Source organism: Cohnella fermenti (genome assembly GCF_004801405.1).
GTDB classification, from domain to species: domain Bacteria; phylum Bacillota; class Bacilli; order Paenibacillales; family Paenibacillaceae; genus Cohnella; species Cohnella fermenti.
In genome coordinates this window covers 50146-69396 of record NZ_SSOB01000007.1, presented here as the reverse complement: position 1 = coordinate 69396, position 19251 = coordinate 50146, and the positions used below count along the sequence as shown (strand labels likewise).

Here is a 19251-nt window from a genome sequence, read left to right as displayed (position 1 = left end):
GAACGGGAGACGCGCGACGCTCCGGCGCGCGCATCTGTATTGTCGCAGTCCGTGCAACCGCTTACCAGATGGCAGAATTGACGTTATATTAGCTATTTTGCTGTGCTTCCTCCTGTCGGCGTTCCGTTGGAGCCTCAGCCCGGCGGCGCGGTTCCCGGCTTAGCGGGAGCATCGTCGGGGCCCGCGAGGGCATCGCCAAGGCCCGCGGGGGCATCGTCCGTCGCCTCCCTGCGCACGGCAGGCAGCCGGACGCGCACCTTCGTTCCCTCGCCCTTGCGGCTCGTGATCGACAGGCCGTAGCTGTCGCCGTGCAGAATGCGAATGCGCCGGTGAACGCTGAGAATGCCGACGTTCGTATGCTTGCCGCCGCCCTCCCGCGTCTCCGCCCGGTCGGGGCGCAGCAGCCGCTCGGCCTTCTCGCGCTCCATTCCGACGCCGTTGTCCTCGACCTCCAGCGCCAGATCCCCCTGCTCCTCGCGGCAGCGGATCGTAATTCTCGCCTTGCCGGGCTTCTCTTCGATCCCGTGCACGATCGCGTTCTCTACGAGCGGTTGAAGGATGAACTTGGGCACGCGGCAGTCGTCCAGCGCCTCGTCGGTCTCGATCTCGACCGCAATCCGGTCGCCGTAAACAATCTGGTGGATGGCCAGGTAGCCGCCGACGAACTCGAGCTCCTCCCGGAGCGACACGTCGTCGCCCTTCTTGCCGAGACTGTCGCGGAGCAGCCGCCCGAGCAGGTAGATCAGCTCGCCGATCTCCTCTTCGCCCTTGAGCTTCGCCATGCTGTAGATCGTCTCGAGCGTATTGTATAGAAAATGCGGGTTCATCTGCGCCTGCAGCGCTTTGTAATCGAGCTGGAGCGCCCGGAACTCGGCTTGCTGGGCGAGCATCTTCTCGCGGTAGACGGAGTGGAACAGGTCGTCGATCTTCTCGGCCATCGAGTTGAACTTGGCGGCCAGCAGGCCAACCTCGTCGCGGCCGCTGGGCACGATCCGCTCGTGCTTGGAGTCGAGCGTGAAGCGGGACATGCTCTGCAGCAGCATCGAGATGTTGGCGGTTATGCGCTTGGAGATGCGGGCCGCCATCAGGGAGGCGAGCAGCAGGGCGACCAGCAGCGTGCCGATCGTCCAGAACTTCAGGCTCTCCGTCCCTCGGGTCAGGCGACCGACGTCGATGATCTGCACGATTCTCCACTTGTCGTAGTCGGTTGCGAGAACGCTGCTGATGTAATGCTTGCCGCCGTACTCGAAGTCGCTGCGCGCGTCGGACCGATACAGCCCGCTCTGCATGTAACGCTGAGCGGCGCCGCTCAGCGCCGTCGGCGCGAACAACTGGTCCGACTCGTTCAGAATCAGCACGTCGCCGTCCATCAGGTTGCGGACCTTCGCCAGAATGTCGCCGATATAGCCGTTCTCGACGCCGATCACAATGACGCCGACATAGCCCGACGTCTCGATGTCGTAAAGCGCCTTCGCCATGTACAGCGTATCGTCCTCGCCGCGGAACCAGAGCGCGCGTCCCCGCCGCTCCTTGATGTCGTCCAGGCCGAGGCTGCGCAGCAGCTCGGCGCCGTCCTGCCGGACGGCCTTGCGCTTCACCTCGTACGTCCGGCCCTCCGCATCCAGAATGGACACCGACAGGTAGGAATCCTCGAAGAAGAGCACATCGTTCAGGAAATCATTGATGTAGCGGCTGCGCGCATACTCCTCCTCCGCGCTGTCGGCCTTGAGGCTGAGCGTGCCGCTGAGCGAGGAGTTGCGGAACTGCTGGAACGCCATCTGCTCGATGTCCGTCGTCAGCTTGTCCACGTTGATGCCGATCTGGCCGATCAGATATTGCGAGAACTCGCCGGAGTTGCGCTTGATGACGCCGACCGACACGATGTAATTGACTCCGCTGATCAGGCAGACCGTAATCATGACAATTACGATAAACGACAGCAGGAACTTCGTGCGAAGCTTGGCGTCGCCGTAGAGGCTGCGAAGGCTGCGCAAGCGGTCACCGCCCTTCTATTCCGATTCGCCGACGTGATAGAGACATTCCGCCAGCAGCAGCAGCGTCAGCGACTGCCCGTAAGGCATCGGGCAGCGCGGCACGGATCGGTAGTACTCCAGCGTCGGGCCGATCCGGGTGCCGTAGGACACCCCTTGCACCCGCCCCTCCTCGTCGATCCGCGACAGAACGGCGCGCAGTGCCGACAGGCCCGTCTCCCGGTAATCCTCGCTGATATAGCCCCGGCGCACCGCCTTCAGCAGCGCATAGGCGAGCCCGGCCGTCGCCGACGTCTCCTCGTAGCTGCGCTCGTCGTTCAACAGCGTGCGCCACATTCCTTCCGCGGTTTGCAGCTCCGCCAGTCTGCGCGCCAGCCGCTCCAGGGAGGCGATCAGATGCAGCTCGATGCCCAGCGGCAGCTCCACGATATCGAGGTAGTCAACCAGTCCGGCCATGTACCATGCGTTGCCGCGGCCCCATAGCGCACCGGCATAGTTGTCGAGTCGGTCGAAGGACCAGCCGTGATAGATCAGGCCGGTCGACGTGTCCGTCAGGTACTGCAGATGAACGAGGAATTGGCGCGCGCTCTCCTGCACGTAGAAGTCCCGCCTCAGAAGCATTCCCATCCGCCCGAGGAACAGCACCGTCATGTACAGCGTCTCGCTCCGAAGCTGCTGATCGTTGGGCCCGTCCAGCGTCGAGTGGGCGATGCCGAACTCCTGCGTGCGCGGCATCTCCTCGGCCGCGTAGCAGGCCCATTCCTCGCAGATCGCCAGGTACTCCGGATTATGCGTCTCCTCGAGCAGATAGCTTAACGTAAGCAGCGGGCAAGTCGTGTTGACGTTCTTCTCCGGCAGCCCCTCGGCGATGCGCGCATCGAACCAGCCGGTCAGGTAACGCAGCGTTCCGGGGTCGCCCGTATTCCGGTAATACTGGTACAGGGAGAACAGCGCGACGCCCTGCGACCAGTCCCATTCGTCCATCGAGATGAGACTGACGGGGGTATCCTCCGCGATACCGATCTCCAGAGACTGCATGCCGGCGATCACCCGCGCGATCAGTTCCTCGATCTCTTGCTTCTGCCATTGCGCCGACCTCATCGGTCTTCCCTCCAGCCGCCTGACGGACCGGCCGGATGCCGGCCGTGTCCGCCGTTCTTGTATTCCTTGGGCGAGATTCCCTCGACCTTCTTGAACACCTGGTAGAAATAAGCGTATTCCTTGTAGCCGACCATCTCGCCGACCTCGTTCACCTTATGGCGCGGCTCCCGCAACAGCCTCTTGGCCGCCTCGATCCGCGCCTTCACCACCAGATCGACGAAGTTGATGCCCGTCTCCGCCCGGATGAGGCGGCTGAGATAACCCGGACTCAGGCCGAATTGCTCGGCGAGCGTCGTCAGGGCGATCGGCTCGGCGAAGTTCACGTTGATGTAGTCGATCGCCTTCTTGACGACAAGGCTGTATTCCTTGTCTCCGCCCTCCAGCTTGCCCTTCACCTCGGCGATGAACGACGACAGGTAGTCGGACGCCTCCTTCATGTCCGTCAGGCGGTATACGTCCTCCAGAATCTCGTCGATGCTCCGGTCGAAGCCGAATTCGTCGCCCGTCGTCCGATAGTAGTACCGGGCCGCGGCCAGGCACATATCGGACAGCAGCCCCTTCGCCACCCGGATGTTCCCTTCGCTGTACACCTTGACCCGTTCGAGGAACCGCTCCAGATGTCCCGCCATCTCGGCGGCCGTGGACTGCTCCAGCATGCGGTTGAATTCCTCCAGGTCGCGGATGATCGCGAAGCGGCTCCCTTCCCCGGCCGGATCGGCCGGCGCGGGCAGCAGCACCGGCTCCTCGGTGCGGAAGAAGCTCTCTTCCATCAGCGCGGACGCCTCCGCGAACGCCTCGCGCAATTGTTCGAGTCCCCGGTAGGTCGAGCTGACCGCCAGGCAGCACGACCAGCCTCCCCGCTCCCGGGCCAGCTCGATCAAGTCGTGGCAGAAGCCTTGCAGCTTCATGCGGGCTTCGCGCGGCGTCAGCGGCTTCGGCAGCAGGCACACAAGCGCAAGCTCGTCCGGCAGGCTCGCCTCGACCAGCCCGAAGTCGCGCCTGGTCACCGCCTGCCTGGCCAGCTCCGCGACCTCTCCGCGCCGGCCGGGAGCGATCGCATGGCTGTCGGCCGCAGCGACGGAGCCGGACGCCCGCTTGCTGCGGACGATGACGACGGCGCAGCGGCTCCAGGAGAGTCCGAGCTCCGCGGCCGTCCGGGCCAGCTCGCTCCCCGCGGGCCCCGCCCCGCCGATCAGCTCGGAGACGAGCCGGCTGCGCAGCGGCGGGAGCGAGCTGCGGTGCCGCTCCTCCAACTGGCTGTAGGCTTCCTCCCTCTGCGCCTCGCGCAGCCGCTCCGAGCGCTCCCGCGCGATCTCGTCCGCGGCCAGCCGAATGACCCGCTCCAACTCGTCGTTGCGAATCGGCTTGACGACAATGTCCCGCACGCCGATGCGAACCGCCTGCTTGGCGAATTCGAAGTCCTGGTAGCCGGTAATCAGAATCGTCTTCGACAGCGGCAGCTCCCTATGCATGCATTCGGCCAGCTCCAGCCCGTTGATCCCGGGAATCTTGATATCGGTAATAAGCAGATCCGGCCGCAGCTCCGCTATCGCGCGTTTGCCCTCTACGCCGTCCAACGCCTGGCCGACGACCTCGCAGTTTAAGCTCTCCCAGTTCACCGTACGAACGATCGACTGCAGGATGAGCGGCTTGTCGTCGATGACGACTACCGACAGCTTCATGATGTGGCCCCCTCGCAAGCCGTTCAGCTTGTTGCAAACGCTTGCAATTTATCGTGTCAATCCTGCCCCCGGCGACATTCCTACTTCGTGGATATTGTTGTTGGCGCACGCCTGCGATATTCGCTCGGCGACAGCCCGTTGTGCTCCTTGAACAGCTTGCTGAACGAATACAGATCGGCATAGCCGAGCGCCTCCGCGATGCGGGTAATCGGCATGCCGGATTCCGCCAGCAGCAGGCGCGCCCGCTCCATCCGCAGCCCGGCGGCGTACGTCTTCAGCGTACGTCCGGTATGGCGCTTGAACAGCTCGCTGAGGTAGCGCTGCGAGACGCCCGCTTCCGCGGCCAGCGAATCGAAGTCGGCCGCCGTCCACGCCCCTTGGCGCAGCCGGTCGCTTGCCGTGCGGACGAGCTCCCGCTGCCGCAGCGTCGATCGGCCGGCGAGCGGCTGCTGCCGCTCGCTCCGGTACAGCTCCAGCAGCAGCAGCTTCAGCGTGCAGTCGAACTCGGCCTCCGCCCAGGCGGGCGGCATGTCGCGCAGCTCAAGAAGCCGCCCCATCAACGACTCGAAGCGGGCGGTGTCGCCCACCTCCACGCGGCAGTCCGGCGCACGGAAGCCGCCCGTTCCGCCGGCGGCCGACGCCTGAAAGTGGACAAACATCACCGTCAGCCGCTCGTCCGGGTGCTGCTCGGCCTCGATCCGGTCGCCGGGGCGAAGCGTGAAGCAGCAGCCGGGAGCAATCGGATGGCGCTGCCCGTTGACCGCGATGCTGCCTCTTCCCGCGACCGCATACCAGAGATCGTAGTCGGGCATCTCCTTCACCTGCCAGCTCCAGCCCGGCTCGCAGCGGGCCTTGCCCATGGAGCGACCCGGCTCAAGCTCGACCAGCGCGATCGGGCTGGCGCCGCGTCCGGCCGCCTCGCGCGCTTCCCCTTCCGTCCGCATCTCCTTCTCCTCCCCCCGGCCCGTCCGCCCGGCGACGACGGCCTGCCTTTGCCTAACATTATACATAACCTTCGGCCCTGCGGCGCGGAATTTCGCCGTGAGTCGCGTTTCCATACAAATCCGGCCGCCTCGCTCCATTCCTTCCCGGCCCGCCGCCTTCTATACTGACACCAACAACGAACGAGGAGGCTATCCCATGACCCGCACGAACACGGCTGCAAGCCCCGAAGAGATCAACGCGCGTCTGTACAAGCATACCGACATCCACCCCGCCCTTCCCGGAGCAGGCAGCGTCGGCAAGGAGGATTACGAACACTATCGCAGCCAGGGCTTCATCGCCGTCTCCGGCATCCTGGACGCCGAGGAGGTGCGCCTGTCGTCGGAGGAGATCATGTCCATCATCTTCGCCGCCGAGCCGCAGGCGAAGGTTCAATTCACGCGGCCCCAGAACGAGCTGCGGGATAACGGCGAACGGGAACTGGCCGTTCGGAAGGTATACGAGTTCGTGAACGGCAACGAGCGGCTGCGGGAGATGGCGCACCATCCGCGCATTCTTGCGATCGTCGAGCGGATACTCGGAGGCAAGGCCAAGCTCGTCCAGGATATGGCGCTGCTCAAGCCCCCGACCGGCGGCGGGGAGAAGCCGTGGCACCAGGACATGGCGTACGGGCCGCTCGCCTATCACAATGCGGTCGTCGGCGTCTGGATCGCCCTCGACGAAGCGGGGCTCGACAACGGCTGCATGCATGTCATTCCCCGTTCGCAGATGTCCGGCGCCGTGCCGCACTATGCCGTGCGCGACTGGCAGCTCTGCGACGAGGCGGTGCCCGTCGAGCGCGATGTCGCCGTCCCGCTCGCTCCCGGCGGCGCCCTGTTCTTCCACGGCCTGCTGTTCCACGGCACGCCCAACAACACGTCGCTCAAGCGCCGCCGCGCCTTGCAGTTCCACTATGCGCTCGATACTTCGGCCAAGCTGACGCCGCAGGAATACAAGCGCATGTTCACGAACGAGCTCACCGGGGCGGAATGCTGAAGAGCGGACAACAATCGATCGCAGAAGCATAAGGAGCGTCCGCCGCACCTCAAGATGCACAGACGCCGCCGTCGGCACAGGGCCGACGGCGGCGTCTCTCTTGACAACGGTATTATTGGCCCAGCAGCTGGTTGACGGCGCTGAACAGCGCTTTGACGGACGAGTTCATGATGTCCGTGTCGATGCCGCAGCCCCAATATTGGCTGCCGTCTACGGCCGTGATGCCGATGTAGGAGACGGCCTGCGACTTGGAGCCCGACTCGAGCGCGTGCTCCTTGTAGACGAGATCCGAGTAAGACACGCCAAGGTGCTCCTGAAGCGCGTTGCTGATCGAATCGAGCCGGCCGTTGCCGGTGCCCGATATCTCCTTGGCCTCGCCGTTCGCCCGGATCTGCACGGTCGTCTGGAAGTCGTCGTCATCCTTGACGCGATACTTGACGAGCTCGACCGGCGACTTCAGGTTCACGTATTCCTTCTGGAAGATGTCGTGAATCTCATCCGGCATAAGCTCCTTCTGCTGGTGGTCGGACACGTTCTTGACGCAGTAGCCGAAGTGCTCGCGCATCTTGGGCGGCAGGTCGAGCCCGTACTTCTGCTGCAGGATGTAGCCGATCCCGCCCTTGCCCGACTGGCTGTTGATGCGGATGATGTCCCCCTCGTACTGCCGCCCGATATCCTTCGGGTCGATCAGCAGATACGGCACGGTCCAATGCTCGGGCGCCTTCTCCTCGCGCCACTTCATCCCCTTGGCGATCGCGTCCTGGTGCGAGCCGGAGAATGCGGTGAACACGAGCTCGCCGCCGTACGGATGGCGTTCGCTCACGCTCATCTTCGTCAGCCGCTCGTATACTTCCTTGATCGCGGGAATGTTCTCGAACGACAGCTTCGGGTCGACCCCGTGCGAGAACATGTTCAGAGCCAGCGTGACGATGTCCACATTGCCCGTCCGCTCGCCGTTGCCGAACAGCGTGCCTTCGACCCGCTGCGCTCCGGCCAGCATCCCGAGCTCGGCATCGGCCACTCCCGTTCCCCGATCGTTGTGCGGATGCACCGACAGAATGACATTTTCGCGATACTTCAGATTGTCGCTCATGTACTCGATCTGGCTGGCATACACGTGCGGCATCGACATGGACACCGTTGCGGGAAGGTTGATGATGACCGGATTCGCCGCCGTCGGCTGCCACACGTCAAGCACCTTGTTGCAGATGTCGAGCGCGAACTCGATCTCCGTGCCCGTGAAGCTCTCCGGCGAATACTGGAACTGGAAGTTGCCCTCCGTCTGCTCCGCGCACTCCTTCAGCAGCTTGGCGCCGCTCACGGCGATCTCGACGATCTCTTCCTTGGACTTGCGGAACACCTGCTCGCGCTGCGCCACCGACGTCGAGTTGTACAGATGGACAACGGCCTTCTTCGCCCCGGCCAGCGATTCGAACGTCTTGCGGATGATGTGCTCCCGCGACTGGGTGAGCACCTGGATCGTGACGTCGTCCGGAATCAGATTCTGCTCGATAAGCGCGCGCAGGAAGGCGAATTCCGTCTCGGAAGCGGCCGGGAAGCCGACCTCGATCTCCTTGAACCCGAGCTTCACGAGCAGCTCGAAGTACTCCAGCTTCTCCTCCAGGTTCATCGGCACGATCAGCGCCTGGTTGCCGTCGCGCAGGTCGACGCTGCACCAGATCGGCGCCTCGGAGATGTACTCCTTCTGCGTCCACTTCAGGCTCGTTGCGGGAGGCATAAAGTAGCCTCTTGCGTATTTGTCCACGTTTCTCATGGCGATGTCCTTCTTTCCCTAATATGGTGAATGTATCGAACGCAAAAAAGCCCCCCGTCTCCGACTACAGAGACGAGAGACTTTGACATCTCACGCGGTACCACTCCGAATTCACGCCAAGACGGCGTGCACTCTGCGGATAAGGAATCGCCGATCAACAAGACGAATGCCCCATCCTCCTGAAGATAACGGTCAGGTCGCCGGCTCCGCTTACTTCGCATGTTCAGCGGGCAACTCCAAGGTGAGTTCGGATCTCCTCGCGGCTGTCTCGCACCAACCCGACAGCTCTCTGCACGCTTGGCCGATCGTACTGGTCCTCTTCAACGTGTTCGATTATTAAAGAAATGGTATACCACTCGCGGCCCGATGTCAAGACACGGACCGGATGGCCCGGCGAATTAATCGTGATCGCCAATTGGCTGCTGTTCCTGGGCGAAGATATGAAGAGCCGGCAAGCCGCCGGAGGAGGTACGGCAAGCCTTGAAGGAGAGAAGTCGCCAGCTGTATATTACTCCCAAACCTTCCTGACCACAGGAATATATATGGTTCGCAGGATATTTTCATTTATTGTCGAATTTTAGATCTTTATGAGAACAAAGCGAATCTTCCTCATCATCGGCATCTATCTGCTGATTATAACGGGCATCCGTCTCGTCTGGATCACCTTGGAATCCGCCCCGTCCTATCCCGATGCCGCCCAGGGCACGATGGATCTCGCGAGTTGGGACTATTCGTCGGACCGGGCGATTCCATTAAACGGCGAGTGGGAGTTCTACCCGCATTCCTTCTATAGGAGCGATTACGGACAGTCCTCCGCCGCTTCGCAGCCCGAGCCTATTAAGGTGCCCGACAACTGGGGACAGACGCTGGACCCGGCACGCCATTCGCCGATCGGTTACGGTTCTTACCGGCTTCTTATCCATGTTCCTTCAGGCGAGAAGCCGTTGCTCGGCATTCGGGTACCGCCCATTCCCACCGCCTCCGAGCTGTATGTCGATGGCAAGCTGCTGGCTCATTCCGGAACCCCCGGGAAGGACGCCGGTTCCTTCACCGCGCGCAAAGTGCCCTATTACGCCAATTTCTATCCCGAGGGCGATACGATAGAAGTCGTCATTCAAGTCGCCAATTACGATGACTATTCCCGTGGAGGCCTCATCTCTCCCGTCCTGATCGGCACTCAACAGGCGATTGAAAAGAAAGTATGGTTGTCCCGCGGCATGGAGGTCATGGTGTGCGTCATCCTCTTGCTGCACGCCGTCTATGCTTGCCAGTTCCTGTTCATTGGCGGCCGGGCGCCCGGACTAATGAACTTCGTTCTGTTGATCGTCAGCGTCATTGTCTCGATTCTCATCGACGACGAGCGTCTGCTGACGACCTTGCTGCCGATCAACTATGAGTGGTACGTTCGGCTGTTCCACTTATCCTATCTGGGCACCAACTATTTTTTGGTCAGGAATGCGATGTTGCTTACGGCGAAACGCACAGCATACGGCCGTTACCGCTGGTTTAATGGCATCTGCTTGCTCTATGCCGGAATTGCCTTGCTTCTGCCTCTGCAGCCTTTGTTGAAAATGGGTTATTTCAGCATTCCTTTGTTCCTGTTCACGGTGGCGGCCGTTCCAACCCTTGCATTCCGCTCAGCCAAGCAAGGCAACCGGAATGCGATGTACCTGCTTATCGGAGGAATAACGATCTCCATCAACACGTTGTGGGGGCTCGTCAGCACCTTCTATTTTCCCCAAATCGGCTATTATCCGTTGGACCTCATATTTGCCGTGCTGGCCATAGCCGCCTATTGGATCAAACACCATGTCAATTCCACAACGGCGCTGAGGTTCCTCACCGAGAAGCTGCAGAAGGCCGACAAGCAGAAGGACGAATTCCTTGCCCATACGTCCCACGAGCTTCGCAATCCGCTCCACGGCATGCTTAACATTGCCCAAGCGGTGCTTGACGATGAATCCGGACGGAGGGAGAGCAGACATGCGGACAGCTTGCAATTGCTTATTGCCGTTGGCCGCAGAATGTCGTATATGCTTAACGATCTGCTCGACATCAACCGACTCCGGGGCAATTCCGTTCACATTCAATCCGCCCCCGTCCGCGTACAGGCGGTGGCTTCCGGCGTCATCGACATGCTGCGCTTCATGGCGGACGGCAAGCCGATTCGAATCGTCAACGCAATTCCGGATGGGTTCCCTCCGGTGCAGGCGGACGAGAACCGGCTGACCCAAATTTTATTTAACCTTCTGCATAATGCGGTCAAGTTCACGATGCGCGGCCATATCGAAGTTCGCGCCGCCGTCCGGAATGGATACGCGTGCATAACCGTCTCCGATACGGGGATCGGAATGGATAAGGAGACGATGCAGAGAATCTTTCTCCCCTATGAGCAAGCCGATTCCAGCGCCGACTCGTTAGGCGGCATCGGGCTTGGGCTAAGCATCTGCAAGCAGCTCATCGAGCTGCAGGGCGGCACCATAAGTGCCGAATCCGCTCTTGATCGCGGATCGACCTTCAGCTTCACGCTGCCGGTTGCCGCCTCGCTGCCCGAGCACTCAGCGGAGACAGCCGCCGCCGCGACCGAGGTCGCAGCCGCAATGACCGAATGGCCGACTGTCAGCGAGTCTCCGGCTCATGCCATCGACAGAATTCGCATCTTGGCGGTGGACGACGACCCGGTCAACCTGCGGGTGTTGACTCATGCACTGGCTTCAGAGCCCTATACCATCGGCACGGCTATCCATGGAAACGACGCGATTGCGATGCTGGATAAGATCAAGTGGGATATGATGATCATCGACGTCATGATGCCCGGCATGTCCGGCTACGAGTTGACCCGGCGGGTTCGCCAGCGCTTCTCGATTGCCGAGCTTCCCGTGCTGCTGCTGACCGCTCGCAGTCAGCCGGAGGATATTCGTTCCGGCTTCCTCGCGGGGGCCAACGACTATATTATTAAGCCGATGAACACGCTGGAGCTAAAGTCGAGAATTCGTGCGCTTACCGATCTGACGCTGGCTGTTCGCGATCGGGTGCACATGGAGGCAGCATGGCTGCAAGCGCAGATCAAGCCGCACTTTCTGTTCAACACGCTCAACTCCATCGTCGCGCTTGGCGAGATCGATACAGAGCGTATGCACCAGCTTGCGGATGCATTCAGCATCTATCTGCACGCCAGCTTCGACTTTAAGAACTCGGACAAGCTTGTTCCTTTAAGCGATGAACTGGAACTGGTCGAAGCTTATTTGTCGATTGAGAAGGAACGGTTTGAAGAACGTCTCCAAGTGCAGTGGGACGTAGAAGCCTCCTTCGAGATGCTTGTTCCGCCTTTATCCATTCAACCGCTGGTTGAGAATGCCGTCCGGCACGGAATTATGCAACGAGCGTGCGGAGGCACCATACGAATCCGGATTGCCGAATATGAGGATCGGGCGGAGGTTGCTATCGAGGACGATGGCGTAGGCATGGACGAAGCAGCCATCCGGCACCTCTTTGCTCCCGGCTCCGCCAAGAGACGGCGCGGGATCGGGCTGCTCAATACCAACCGGCGGCTGGAGCAGTTATATGGACATGGACTGAGAATAGAGAGCAAACTTAACGAAGGAACGACCGTGTCGTTCCAGGTATTGAAGCCGCGTTAAACAAACAACCATGGTCAACTGAATTAAGTCGACCATGGTTGTTCTGTTAAGAGATACCTTTACTTGTCGATCAGGCTATTCGTTTGGAGCAATCTTGCGATCAATGCCGTTACTTCGGCACGCGTCATGTTAGTCTTCGGATTGAGCGTGTCGCCGCTCGTGCCATTGACAATACCTGCCGAGATCAGTTGAGCGACATCTGCCCTTGCCCATGCCGATACGCTTGCCGCATCCTCATACTTCGCCAGCAGCTCATTCGCCTGAGACTCGCTCAGTTGCGATTGCGGGTTAATCAGCGTCAGCGCCCGCGCAATCATCGCGAAGCCCTGCTCTCTCGTAATCTGATTATTACCGTAGAAGTTGCCGTTATCGAAGCCGCGCACGATACCAAATTCGCTGGCGATCGCAACGGCGTTGCGATACCAAGCTGCATCCGATACGTCGGGGAACTGGTTATCCGGCGCGTTCTGACGCATCAGGCCCAGACCAGCGACGACGATCTCCGCGAACTCGGAGCGCGTCACATTGCGGTTCGGCGAGAACGTGTTGTTCCCCGTTCCCTTCAGATCAAGCCTTGCCGCGATGTTGTTAACGTCCGCTTGGCCCCAATGGTTCTTCACATCATCGAAGTCCTGCGGATTCCAGATGACCGAGTAGGTGCCGCTGCTGCGCAGATCGTTGATCATCGCATAGTAGCGGTTATTGATCTTCGTCACGACCGTCGGCACGTGGAACACGCCGCCGTCCGGATTGACGATGACGCCCGTCGTAATGCGGCTTGGATCGATGCCATCCGGCAGAGCGATATACTTCGGAGCGAAGCCGTTCAGTTGCTCCGATCCGATTGTTCGGCCGCCGTTAGAGAAGGTCAAGTTGAGATCAACCGGCGTCACGAGCAGCTCGTAGCCTTCCGCTGCCGCTTTGCTCTTCGCATTGTTGATCAGCGTGTCCGAGGAACGCGAGATGTCGATATGAACCGCAATGTCGGCGAGAGCTGCATTGCCCAGTTGACCGGATACCCCGTTCAAGTTCAGCTTGCCGCTCGGAAGCGGATAAATCGCAAGCAGGTTCTCGATGTGCAAGCTCGCGCTCTTGTCGGAGATGAGCTTGACATCGGCTGCGGTCAGCCCGTCCACCTTCAGATCTCCATCCTCTGCGGAACGGATCGCCAGCTTCTGCCCGCTTCCTTCGGACAACCTCTCGTTCAGCTTGTCGTTATCGACTTGGACCGACGTTGCCGCAAGGTCTCCCGTCGTCGATGTCGTTCCAGTAGCAAAGTCGTCGTCCGCGCCGTTCACGGAAGTCTCGATTCCAGACTTCTTCGGCTCGGTCGATACCCATCCGCCAGGACTATTGACACTGAGCTCTTTGCTGATCGTGTGCGTTCTGTCACCGTTGACAGCTATCGCTTCAATGGTGTAATTGCCGATTAAGAGAGCGATGGAAGGCGTGAACGTCCAGTTGCCCTCAGCATCTACAGTTGCCTCGACTCCCACATCCGTGAGCGGACTTCCGTCTTTGTCTTTAATGACGATAGTCACGGTCGAGCCAGCCGTTACTTTACCAGCAATCGTAGGCTTGGAATCCGTTGTGCTCGAGCCAGTCGGTCGTGTGATGACAAAAGCCTCAATGAACGGATCGACCGCTTCTTCGGGGCCGAAGGAATTGACCGGCGCACCGTTCAATCCTTGCAAGCCGCCGCTCGCAGAATCGACAGGCTCATAAGATACCAGCACTTCGCTGCCATTCGGGCTTTCCGGCAGCGTCACGATCAATTTCTTAGGATCGGCTGAATCAACGGCAACATTATCAGGCGATAGCGTTACAGACTCGCCATCCACCGTAACTGTCAGACCTTCGATGTCGTCCGCACTTACCCTCAGATCGAACGTCAACGTCAATTCATTGCCGCTCAATGCGACGCTGACAAGATTTGGCGAGTTGGCCTCGAGGCCTTCTACTGCCGCACGCACTGCGTCTTGCGCGTCATCGATTTCGTCCTGCGTTGCGTCCTCGTTCTCCCATACATCTTGCGCTGCCTCCAGCGCGTTCTGCAGAGCTGTCCAGCTGTCCGCCGTGTAGTCCTCTTCGAGCAAACCGCTCGCTTCCGTCAAACTCGCTTGAAGCCCGGACTTATCGACAATCGTTAGATCCTTTGTTTTGGAGGCGGTTAAGCCGTCTTTATCGGCAGTCACTTCAATGGTGTATTCGCCATCGACCAGATCAGAAGGCGTAAATGTCCAGTTGCCGCCAGCGTCTACCGTGACTTCTGCCGATTCGATCGTGCTTTCGCCGGCTTTAATAACCACTGTCACCGTCGAGCCCGCTGCTGCCTTACCGGCAATCGTCGGATTGGACACCGCTGCGATCGAGCCAACCGGTTGTTCGATGATAAGAGCCTCGACGAACGGATCGATCGCTTCTACTCCTTCGAAGGACTCGACCGGTGCGCCGTTTCTTCCTTGCAAGCCGCCATTCTCGGAATCATACGACACCAGCACCGCACTGCCGTTCGGGCCTTCCGGCAGCGTCACGATCACTTTCTTGGGATCGGCTGGATCAATGGCAACATTATCAGACGATAACGGTACAGACTCGCCATCCACCGTAATCGTCAGACCCTCAACATCGTCCACGCTTACCTGCAGATCGAACGTCAATGTCAATTCATTGCCGCTTAATGCGACACTGACAAGATTTGGCGAGATGGCCTCAAGGTCTTCAATCGCCGCACGCACTGCGTCCCGCGCGGCGTCGATTTCGTCCTGCGTTGCGTCCTTGTTCTCCCATACGTCTTGCGCTGCCCTCAGCGCGTTCTGCAGAGCGGTCCAGCTATCCGGCGCGTAGTCCTCTTCGAGCAATCCGCTCGCTTCCGTCACACTCGCTTGAAGCCCGGACTTGTCGACAACCGTTAGGTCCTTTGTTTTGGTAGCCGTATGGCCATTATTAGTAGCCATCGCTTCAATTGTATACTCGCCGACAGGCAGATCAACGGAAGACGTGAACGTCCAGTTGCCCTCATCGTCGACAGTTGCCGTGCCTCCCGCGTTCAGGATCGGAGTGCCTTCGCTATCCTTAATGACAATTGTCACCGTCGAGCCGGCCTCAGCCTCGCCGGCAATCGTCGGCCTTGCCACTGATGCTATCAAGTCGGCAGGCTGATCGATACTTAGAGCCTCGACGAACGGATCGAATACTTCCTTGGGGCCGAAGGATTCGACCGGTGCGCCGTTTCTTCCCAGCAAGCCGCCATTCTCGGAATCATACGACACCAGTACCGCACTGCCGTTCGGGCTTCCCGGAAGCGTCACGATCACTTTCTTAGGATCGGCTGGATCAAGAGCGACGTTATCCGTCGATAGCTCTACCTCCTGACCGTCAACCGTAATTGTCAGACCCTCAACATCGTCCGCGCTTACCCGCAGATCGAACGCCAATGTCAGTTCATTTCCGCTCAATGCGACGCTGACGAGATTAGGCGAGATGGCCTCAAGGCCTTCTACCGCCGCACGCAATGCGTCTTGCGCGCCATCGCTTTCGTCCTGTGTTGCGTCCTCGTTCTCCAATACAGCTTGCGCTGCCTCCAGCGCGTTCTGCAGAGCTGTCCAGCTGTCCGGCGTGTAGTCCTCTTCGAGCAATCCGCTCGCTTCCGTCACACTCGCTTGAAGCCCGGATTTATCGATAACCGTTAGTTCTTTTACTTTGGAGGCGATTTGGTTATCCTTCTCGGCCGTCACTTCAATCGTGTACTCGCCGCTAGCCAGATCAACACCCGGCGTAAAGGTCCAGTTGCCTTGGGCGTCAACGGTTGCCGCGCCTCCCGCGCCTGCCACCGGATTGCCATCCTTGCCTTTAATAGCCACACTCACGGTCGAGCCGGCTTCCGCCTTGCCTTTGATGGCGGGATTGCTTTGCGTAGACGTCGTTCCGCTTGGCTCGTCAATCGTTAATGCCGCCGCGAATGGGTCGATTGCTTGCAAGCTGAAACTGCTAACCGCTAGATTGGTTGTTGCGGCGGCCAAATTGCCATCTGCTTGATCATAATTGACAACAACCTTAGAAGAGCCTGTTACGATCGTCCCTTGAGGCAAGGTCAGCACAAGCTGATTGCCCGTTGCCGTATAATCTGTTACGGAAACCGGAATATCGTCCACCGTGATGGTGAATCCGTCTAAGGAAGAAAGCTTGATGCTCTGATCGAAATCGAGCGTAATCTTGTTCTCCGTATTGCCGCCCGATAGGGTTTGAGTCAAGCTCACCGTTTCCAACTCGGGTTTAGTCGTTACTAACGTAAAGTATTGACCGTCGGTGAACGTAAGCTGGGTTGTATAGTACGGTTGACCGTTAATCGTTTTTAATGTTAACGGATGCTCAGTAGCCGTGCTAAAATCAGCATTGCCGACAAGCAATGCCCCTTTCTCCGGCAGTGCCGATCTCGGAATGGCGAACTCTACCAGCCCGACATTCCCTGTATTTTGAATTTTCCAGACGCGTTGCGTACGGGCTCTGTCGCCAATCGGAACCGTGTAAGCAAACGGTTGGTTATTATCTCCCCAAACCAAGTACTGCTTATCGCTTAAGAATTGCGCTGTATTGTCCGAGTTTTTCTCCTCAATGCCGCCTAACCCGATAATGACTTGGTTGCCTGAATTCGTACTGTTGCTTTGCTTTTGATTCAGGGCACTCGCGTCATCGCGGGCAATACCGCCGATGTTATGGTGATAAGTGGCATTCGTAACCGAATCCCACACCTTATCTCCGGTTGAATCCAAATAATCGTTGCTATCGATCGTATAGCCGTATTTAAGCGACAGGTAGGAACTGATCCGCTGCCGTTCAACATCACTAAGAACTCGGTCATAAACGATCAAATCGCCGATCGTACCTTCCCAAAATTCGTATGAGCCGAGCATGGAACCCACCGTAGCGCCCGTACGGATTGTATTCCAACTCCTGGGCGCCTCTGCTATTTGTTCCATCTTGCTGTATAAGGCACCCGTTATACCGTCATAAGTTCCAAACAGCTCATTCGGAACACCAACTTGCCAGAAGCCTGCGCCGCTTTGAAAATGGTTTGTATAGCCGGTCAAAGATCCCGTTGTATCAATCTGCAACATTCCCATCATCTGTAACGCCAGACCTGTTCCCCACGAGATGATGTAGTGATTCCCAGCGGTTACGCGAGTTTCTGCTACGGTAACGATGGTGCGCGGATCTTTGCCAGCCGGAAGCTTGGCTACATCCAATTCAAGATAATTCGTATTCGATTGGTTGAAATCTATAACTGGATTGAAATTAACATTGTTCGCAACATCATCTCGATAGGTCGGCTGTAAAGATGCGTTATCTTGTTTGGCATTATTTGCTTGAGCGCTTTGATCCTGCCATAAGGCAACCTTTCCGCCGCTTGTAACGGCAATGCCTGCGTCTGGACGCAACCACAATTCCACCCCAGCTACTCCCCCCGGCCCCACAGGAGCCGTCGCGGCTTCGGCCGTCTGAGGAGCTAGAGTCGCAGGCCATAAGCCTGCCGCCAAAGTAGCGGCTAACGCCAGCTTAAGCGGCTTTTTCCAACTTGCCTTGTCCTTTCCGGCAATCTTCATTACTGCATCTCCTCTTTGCTTATTATTAGTCTGGGGAAATCCAGTCGCTTGAAGTGACGGAATTCTCCACTTTCCTACATATTTTCTATAGTCTATCACCCCGGCCTCAACAAAACCTCGGCAACTCCTTAACGACAAAAAAGGCCGCTCACGAGGGAAAGACTGATATGCTTCAGTCCACCCTATGAGCAGCCTTCCATTGTTCATACCACTGAGTGATGCTGGCGCTGATCGGCAGCTCCAACTCTCGTTCTATTTTCTCCCTTAGGAGCAAATATTGTTCTTCTATTCCGACTTGATTGCCGGTCGCCTGATAGAGCTTCATCAACGAGAAGTAGCATTCTTCCTCGTCCGCACATATCCGCTGAATATGCAGGTTAACTCGGATAGCCTTGTCCGGTAAACCATGCTTTTCGTAAAACTCGCTAAGTTGTCTCATCGTGTAAAGCCATAGCAATCGAAGACGTTCCCGTTCGTGCTCCGCCCACAGGTACCTGTAACGCCCAAGGTAGTCGCCCGTGTACCTATCGAGTATGCGCTCATAGTCATCGACCGTGCTCGCATCCATGACGCCCAATTGCTTAATAGCGTCTTCCCACATCTCCGCATCTACGCGCGCTTCTCCGGTCTCAAGCTGGTATCCAGCCTCTAAATCTCCGATGCGGATGGAAATCGCGTCCATATTATGCGTTCTTAAGGTTTGACGAATATAATAAACAGCCGTATAGAGGTGTTGTGCTGCCTTGGCCTCCTCAATATCCGGCCATAACAATTCAAGCAGAACGCTGCGGGCAACCATATGTCCCCGATGATGAAGCAAATAAACAAACAATTCCTGCGCTTTGCTCGTCCGCCATTTAACGGTCTGCGGCTCCATGCCGGGAAGCTTAAACTGGATGCGATTGAAGCAGCAAACCACAGGCGAATTCACATCCGATGGCTTTATCGGGCCCTTCATGCTCAGCTTCTCTTTGATCCGTTCGACGGTTTGACGCAATCGCTTCCTTACTACCGGTTTCATAATATAATCCAAGGCATAAAGCTCGAAGGCACGAACAGCATATTGGTCGTAACCGGTCACAAAGACAATCTCAATCCCCGGAACGACTGCCTGTATGCGCCTGCCAAGCTTTAAACCGTCAACCCCGGGCATGCATATGTCCAGGAACACCACGTCGGGACGGTGCTCCAGTACGCCAGCAACGGCTTCTTCCGGATCCGAGTAGGCGGCCGCAATCTCCAAATCGCTTATTTCGCTTTCAAACGTTTTTTGGAGCTTGATTAATGCTAGTGGTTCATCATCAATCAATAGGGCTTTCACCGAGAATCCTCCTTGAACAAAAGAGTATAGATGGAGCCTTGTAGTATATCCTGTTCTATAAAAGACCCGTTCAAGATATTTGCAAAACTAATTATAATGGAGACTCGTCGGTAACACCAATCTAGTACACATTATATCGGCATATCGGCGAAAATAACGGA

At 58.3% G+C, this 19251-nt stretch carries 10 protein-coding genes and 1 other annotated feature; of the genes, 3 read left to right on the top strand and 7 right to left on the bottom strand.

Annotated elements, in window-relative coordinates; all coding sequences use genetic code 11:
* Positions 1-134: 134 nt before the first annotated feature.
* From E6C55_RS07165 to E6C55_RS07150, 4 genes are all read right to left on the bottom strand, one after another.
* Positions 135-1994, bottom strand: coding sequence for a sensor histidine kinase (locus E6C55_RS07165; protein WP_136369096.1), 1860 nt, complete (start codon positions 1992-1994; stop codon positions 135-137).
* 15 nt (positions 1995-2009) lie between these two features.
* Complete coding sequence (locus E6C55_RS07160; protein WP_136369095.1) at positions 2010-3092, bottom strand: glycoside hydrolase family 88/105 protein; 1083 nt, start codon at positions 3090-3092, stop codon at positions 2010-2012.
* Positions 3089-4774 (bottom strand): response regulator, encoded by a 1686-nt coding sequence (locus E6C55_RS07155; RefSeq protein ID WP_136369094.1) that lies wholly within the window; start codon positions 4772-4774, stop codon positions 3089-3091. The genes E6C55_RS07160 and E6C55_RS07155 overlap by 4 nt, the downstream gene beginning before the upstream one ends.
* Before the next feature lie 80 nt (positions 4775-4854).
* The gene (locus tag E6C55_RS07150) at positions 4855-5832 is read right to left on the bottom strand and encodes a helix-turn-helix transcriptional regulator (RefSeq protein WP_168735509.1); all 978 of its coding nucleotides are present in this window, start codon (positions 5830-5832) and stop codon (positions 4855-4857) included.
* Between the two features lie 82 nt (positions 5833-5914).
* Here E6C55_RS07150 and E6C55_RS07145 point away from each other — a divergent pair, with 82 nt between their 5' ends.
* Entirely contained in the window at positions 5915-6751 is an 837-nt protein-coding gene (locus tag E6C55_RS07145; RefSeq protein WP_168735508.1) for a phytanoyl-CoA dioxygenase family protein, read from the top strand.
* Positions 6752-6863: 112 nt separating this feature from the next.
* Here E6C55_RS07145 and leuA read toward each other — a convergent pair whose 3' ends face one another.
* On the bottom strand, positions 6864-8525 hold the full coding sequence (gene leuA, locus E6C55_RS07140) for a 2-isopropylmalate synthase (RefSeq protein WP_136369091.1): 1662 nt from the start codon (positions 8523-8525) through the stop codon (positions 6864-6866).
* A 65-nt stretch (positions 8526-8590) separates the two neighbouring features.
* Positions 8591-8858 (bottom strand) — a binding site (T-box leader).
* 71 nt (positions 8859-8929) lie between these two features.
* On the opposite strand from leuA, the gene E6C55_RS33700 reads away from it, so the two are divergent.
* Both E6C55_RS33700 and E6C55_RS07135 read left to right on the top strand, forming a co-directional pair.
* A complete protein-coding gene (locus E6C55_RS33700) occupies positions 8930-9106 on the top strand; it encodes a hypothetical protein (RefSeq protein WP_168735507.1) in 177 nt (58 codons plus the stop codon).
* Between the two features lie 6 nt (positions 9107-9112).
* The gene (locus E6C55_RS07135) at positions 9113-12166 is read left to right on the top strand and encodes an ATP-binding protein (protein WP_136369090.1); all 3054 of its coding nucleotides are present in this window, start codon (positions 9113-9115) and stop codon (positions 12164-12166) included.
* Positions 12167-12225: 59 nt separating this feature from the next.
* On the opposite strand, the gene E6C55_RS07130 is transcribed toward E6C55_RS07135, so the two are convergent.
* The gene (locus tag E6C55_RS07130; RefSeq protein ID WP_168735506.1) at positions 12226-17769 is read right to left on the bottom strand and encodes an S-layer homology domain-containing protein; all 5544 of its coding nucleotides are present in this window, start codon (positions 17767-17769) and stop codon (positions 12226-12228) included.
* A gap of 172 nt (positions 17770-17941) precedes the next feature.
* Positions 17942-19090, bottom strand: coding sequence for a response regulator (locus E6C55_RS07125; RefSeq protein WP_136369088.1), 1149 nt, complete (start codon positions 19088-19090; stop codon positions 17942-17944).
* Positions 19091-19251: the final 161 nt, after the last annotated feature.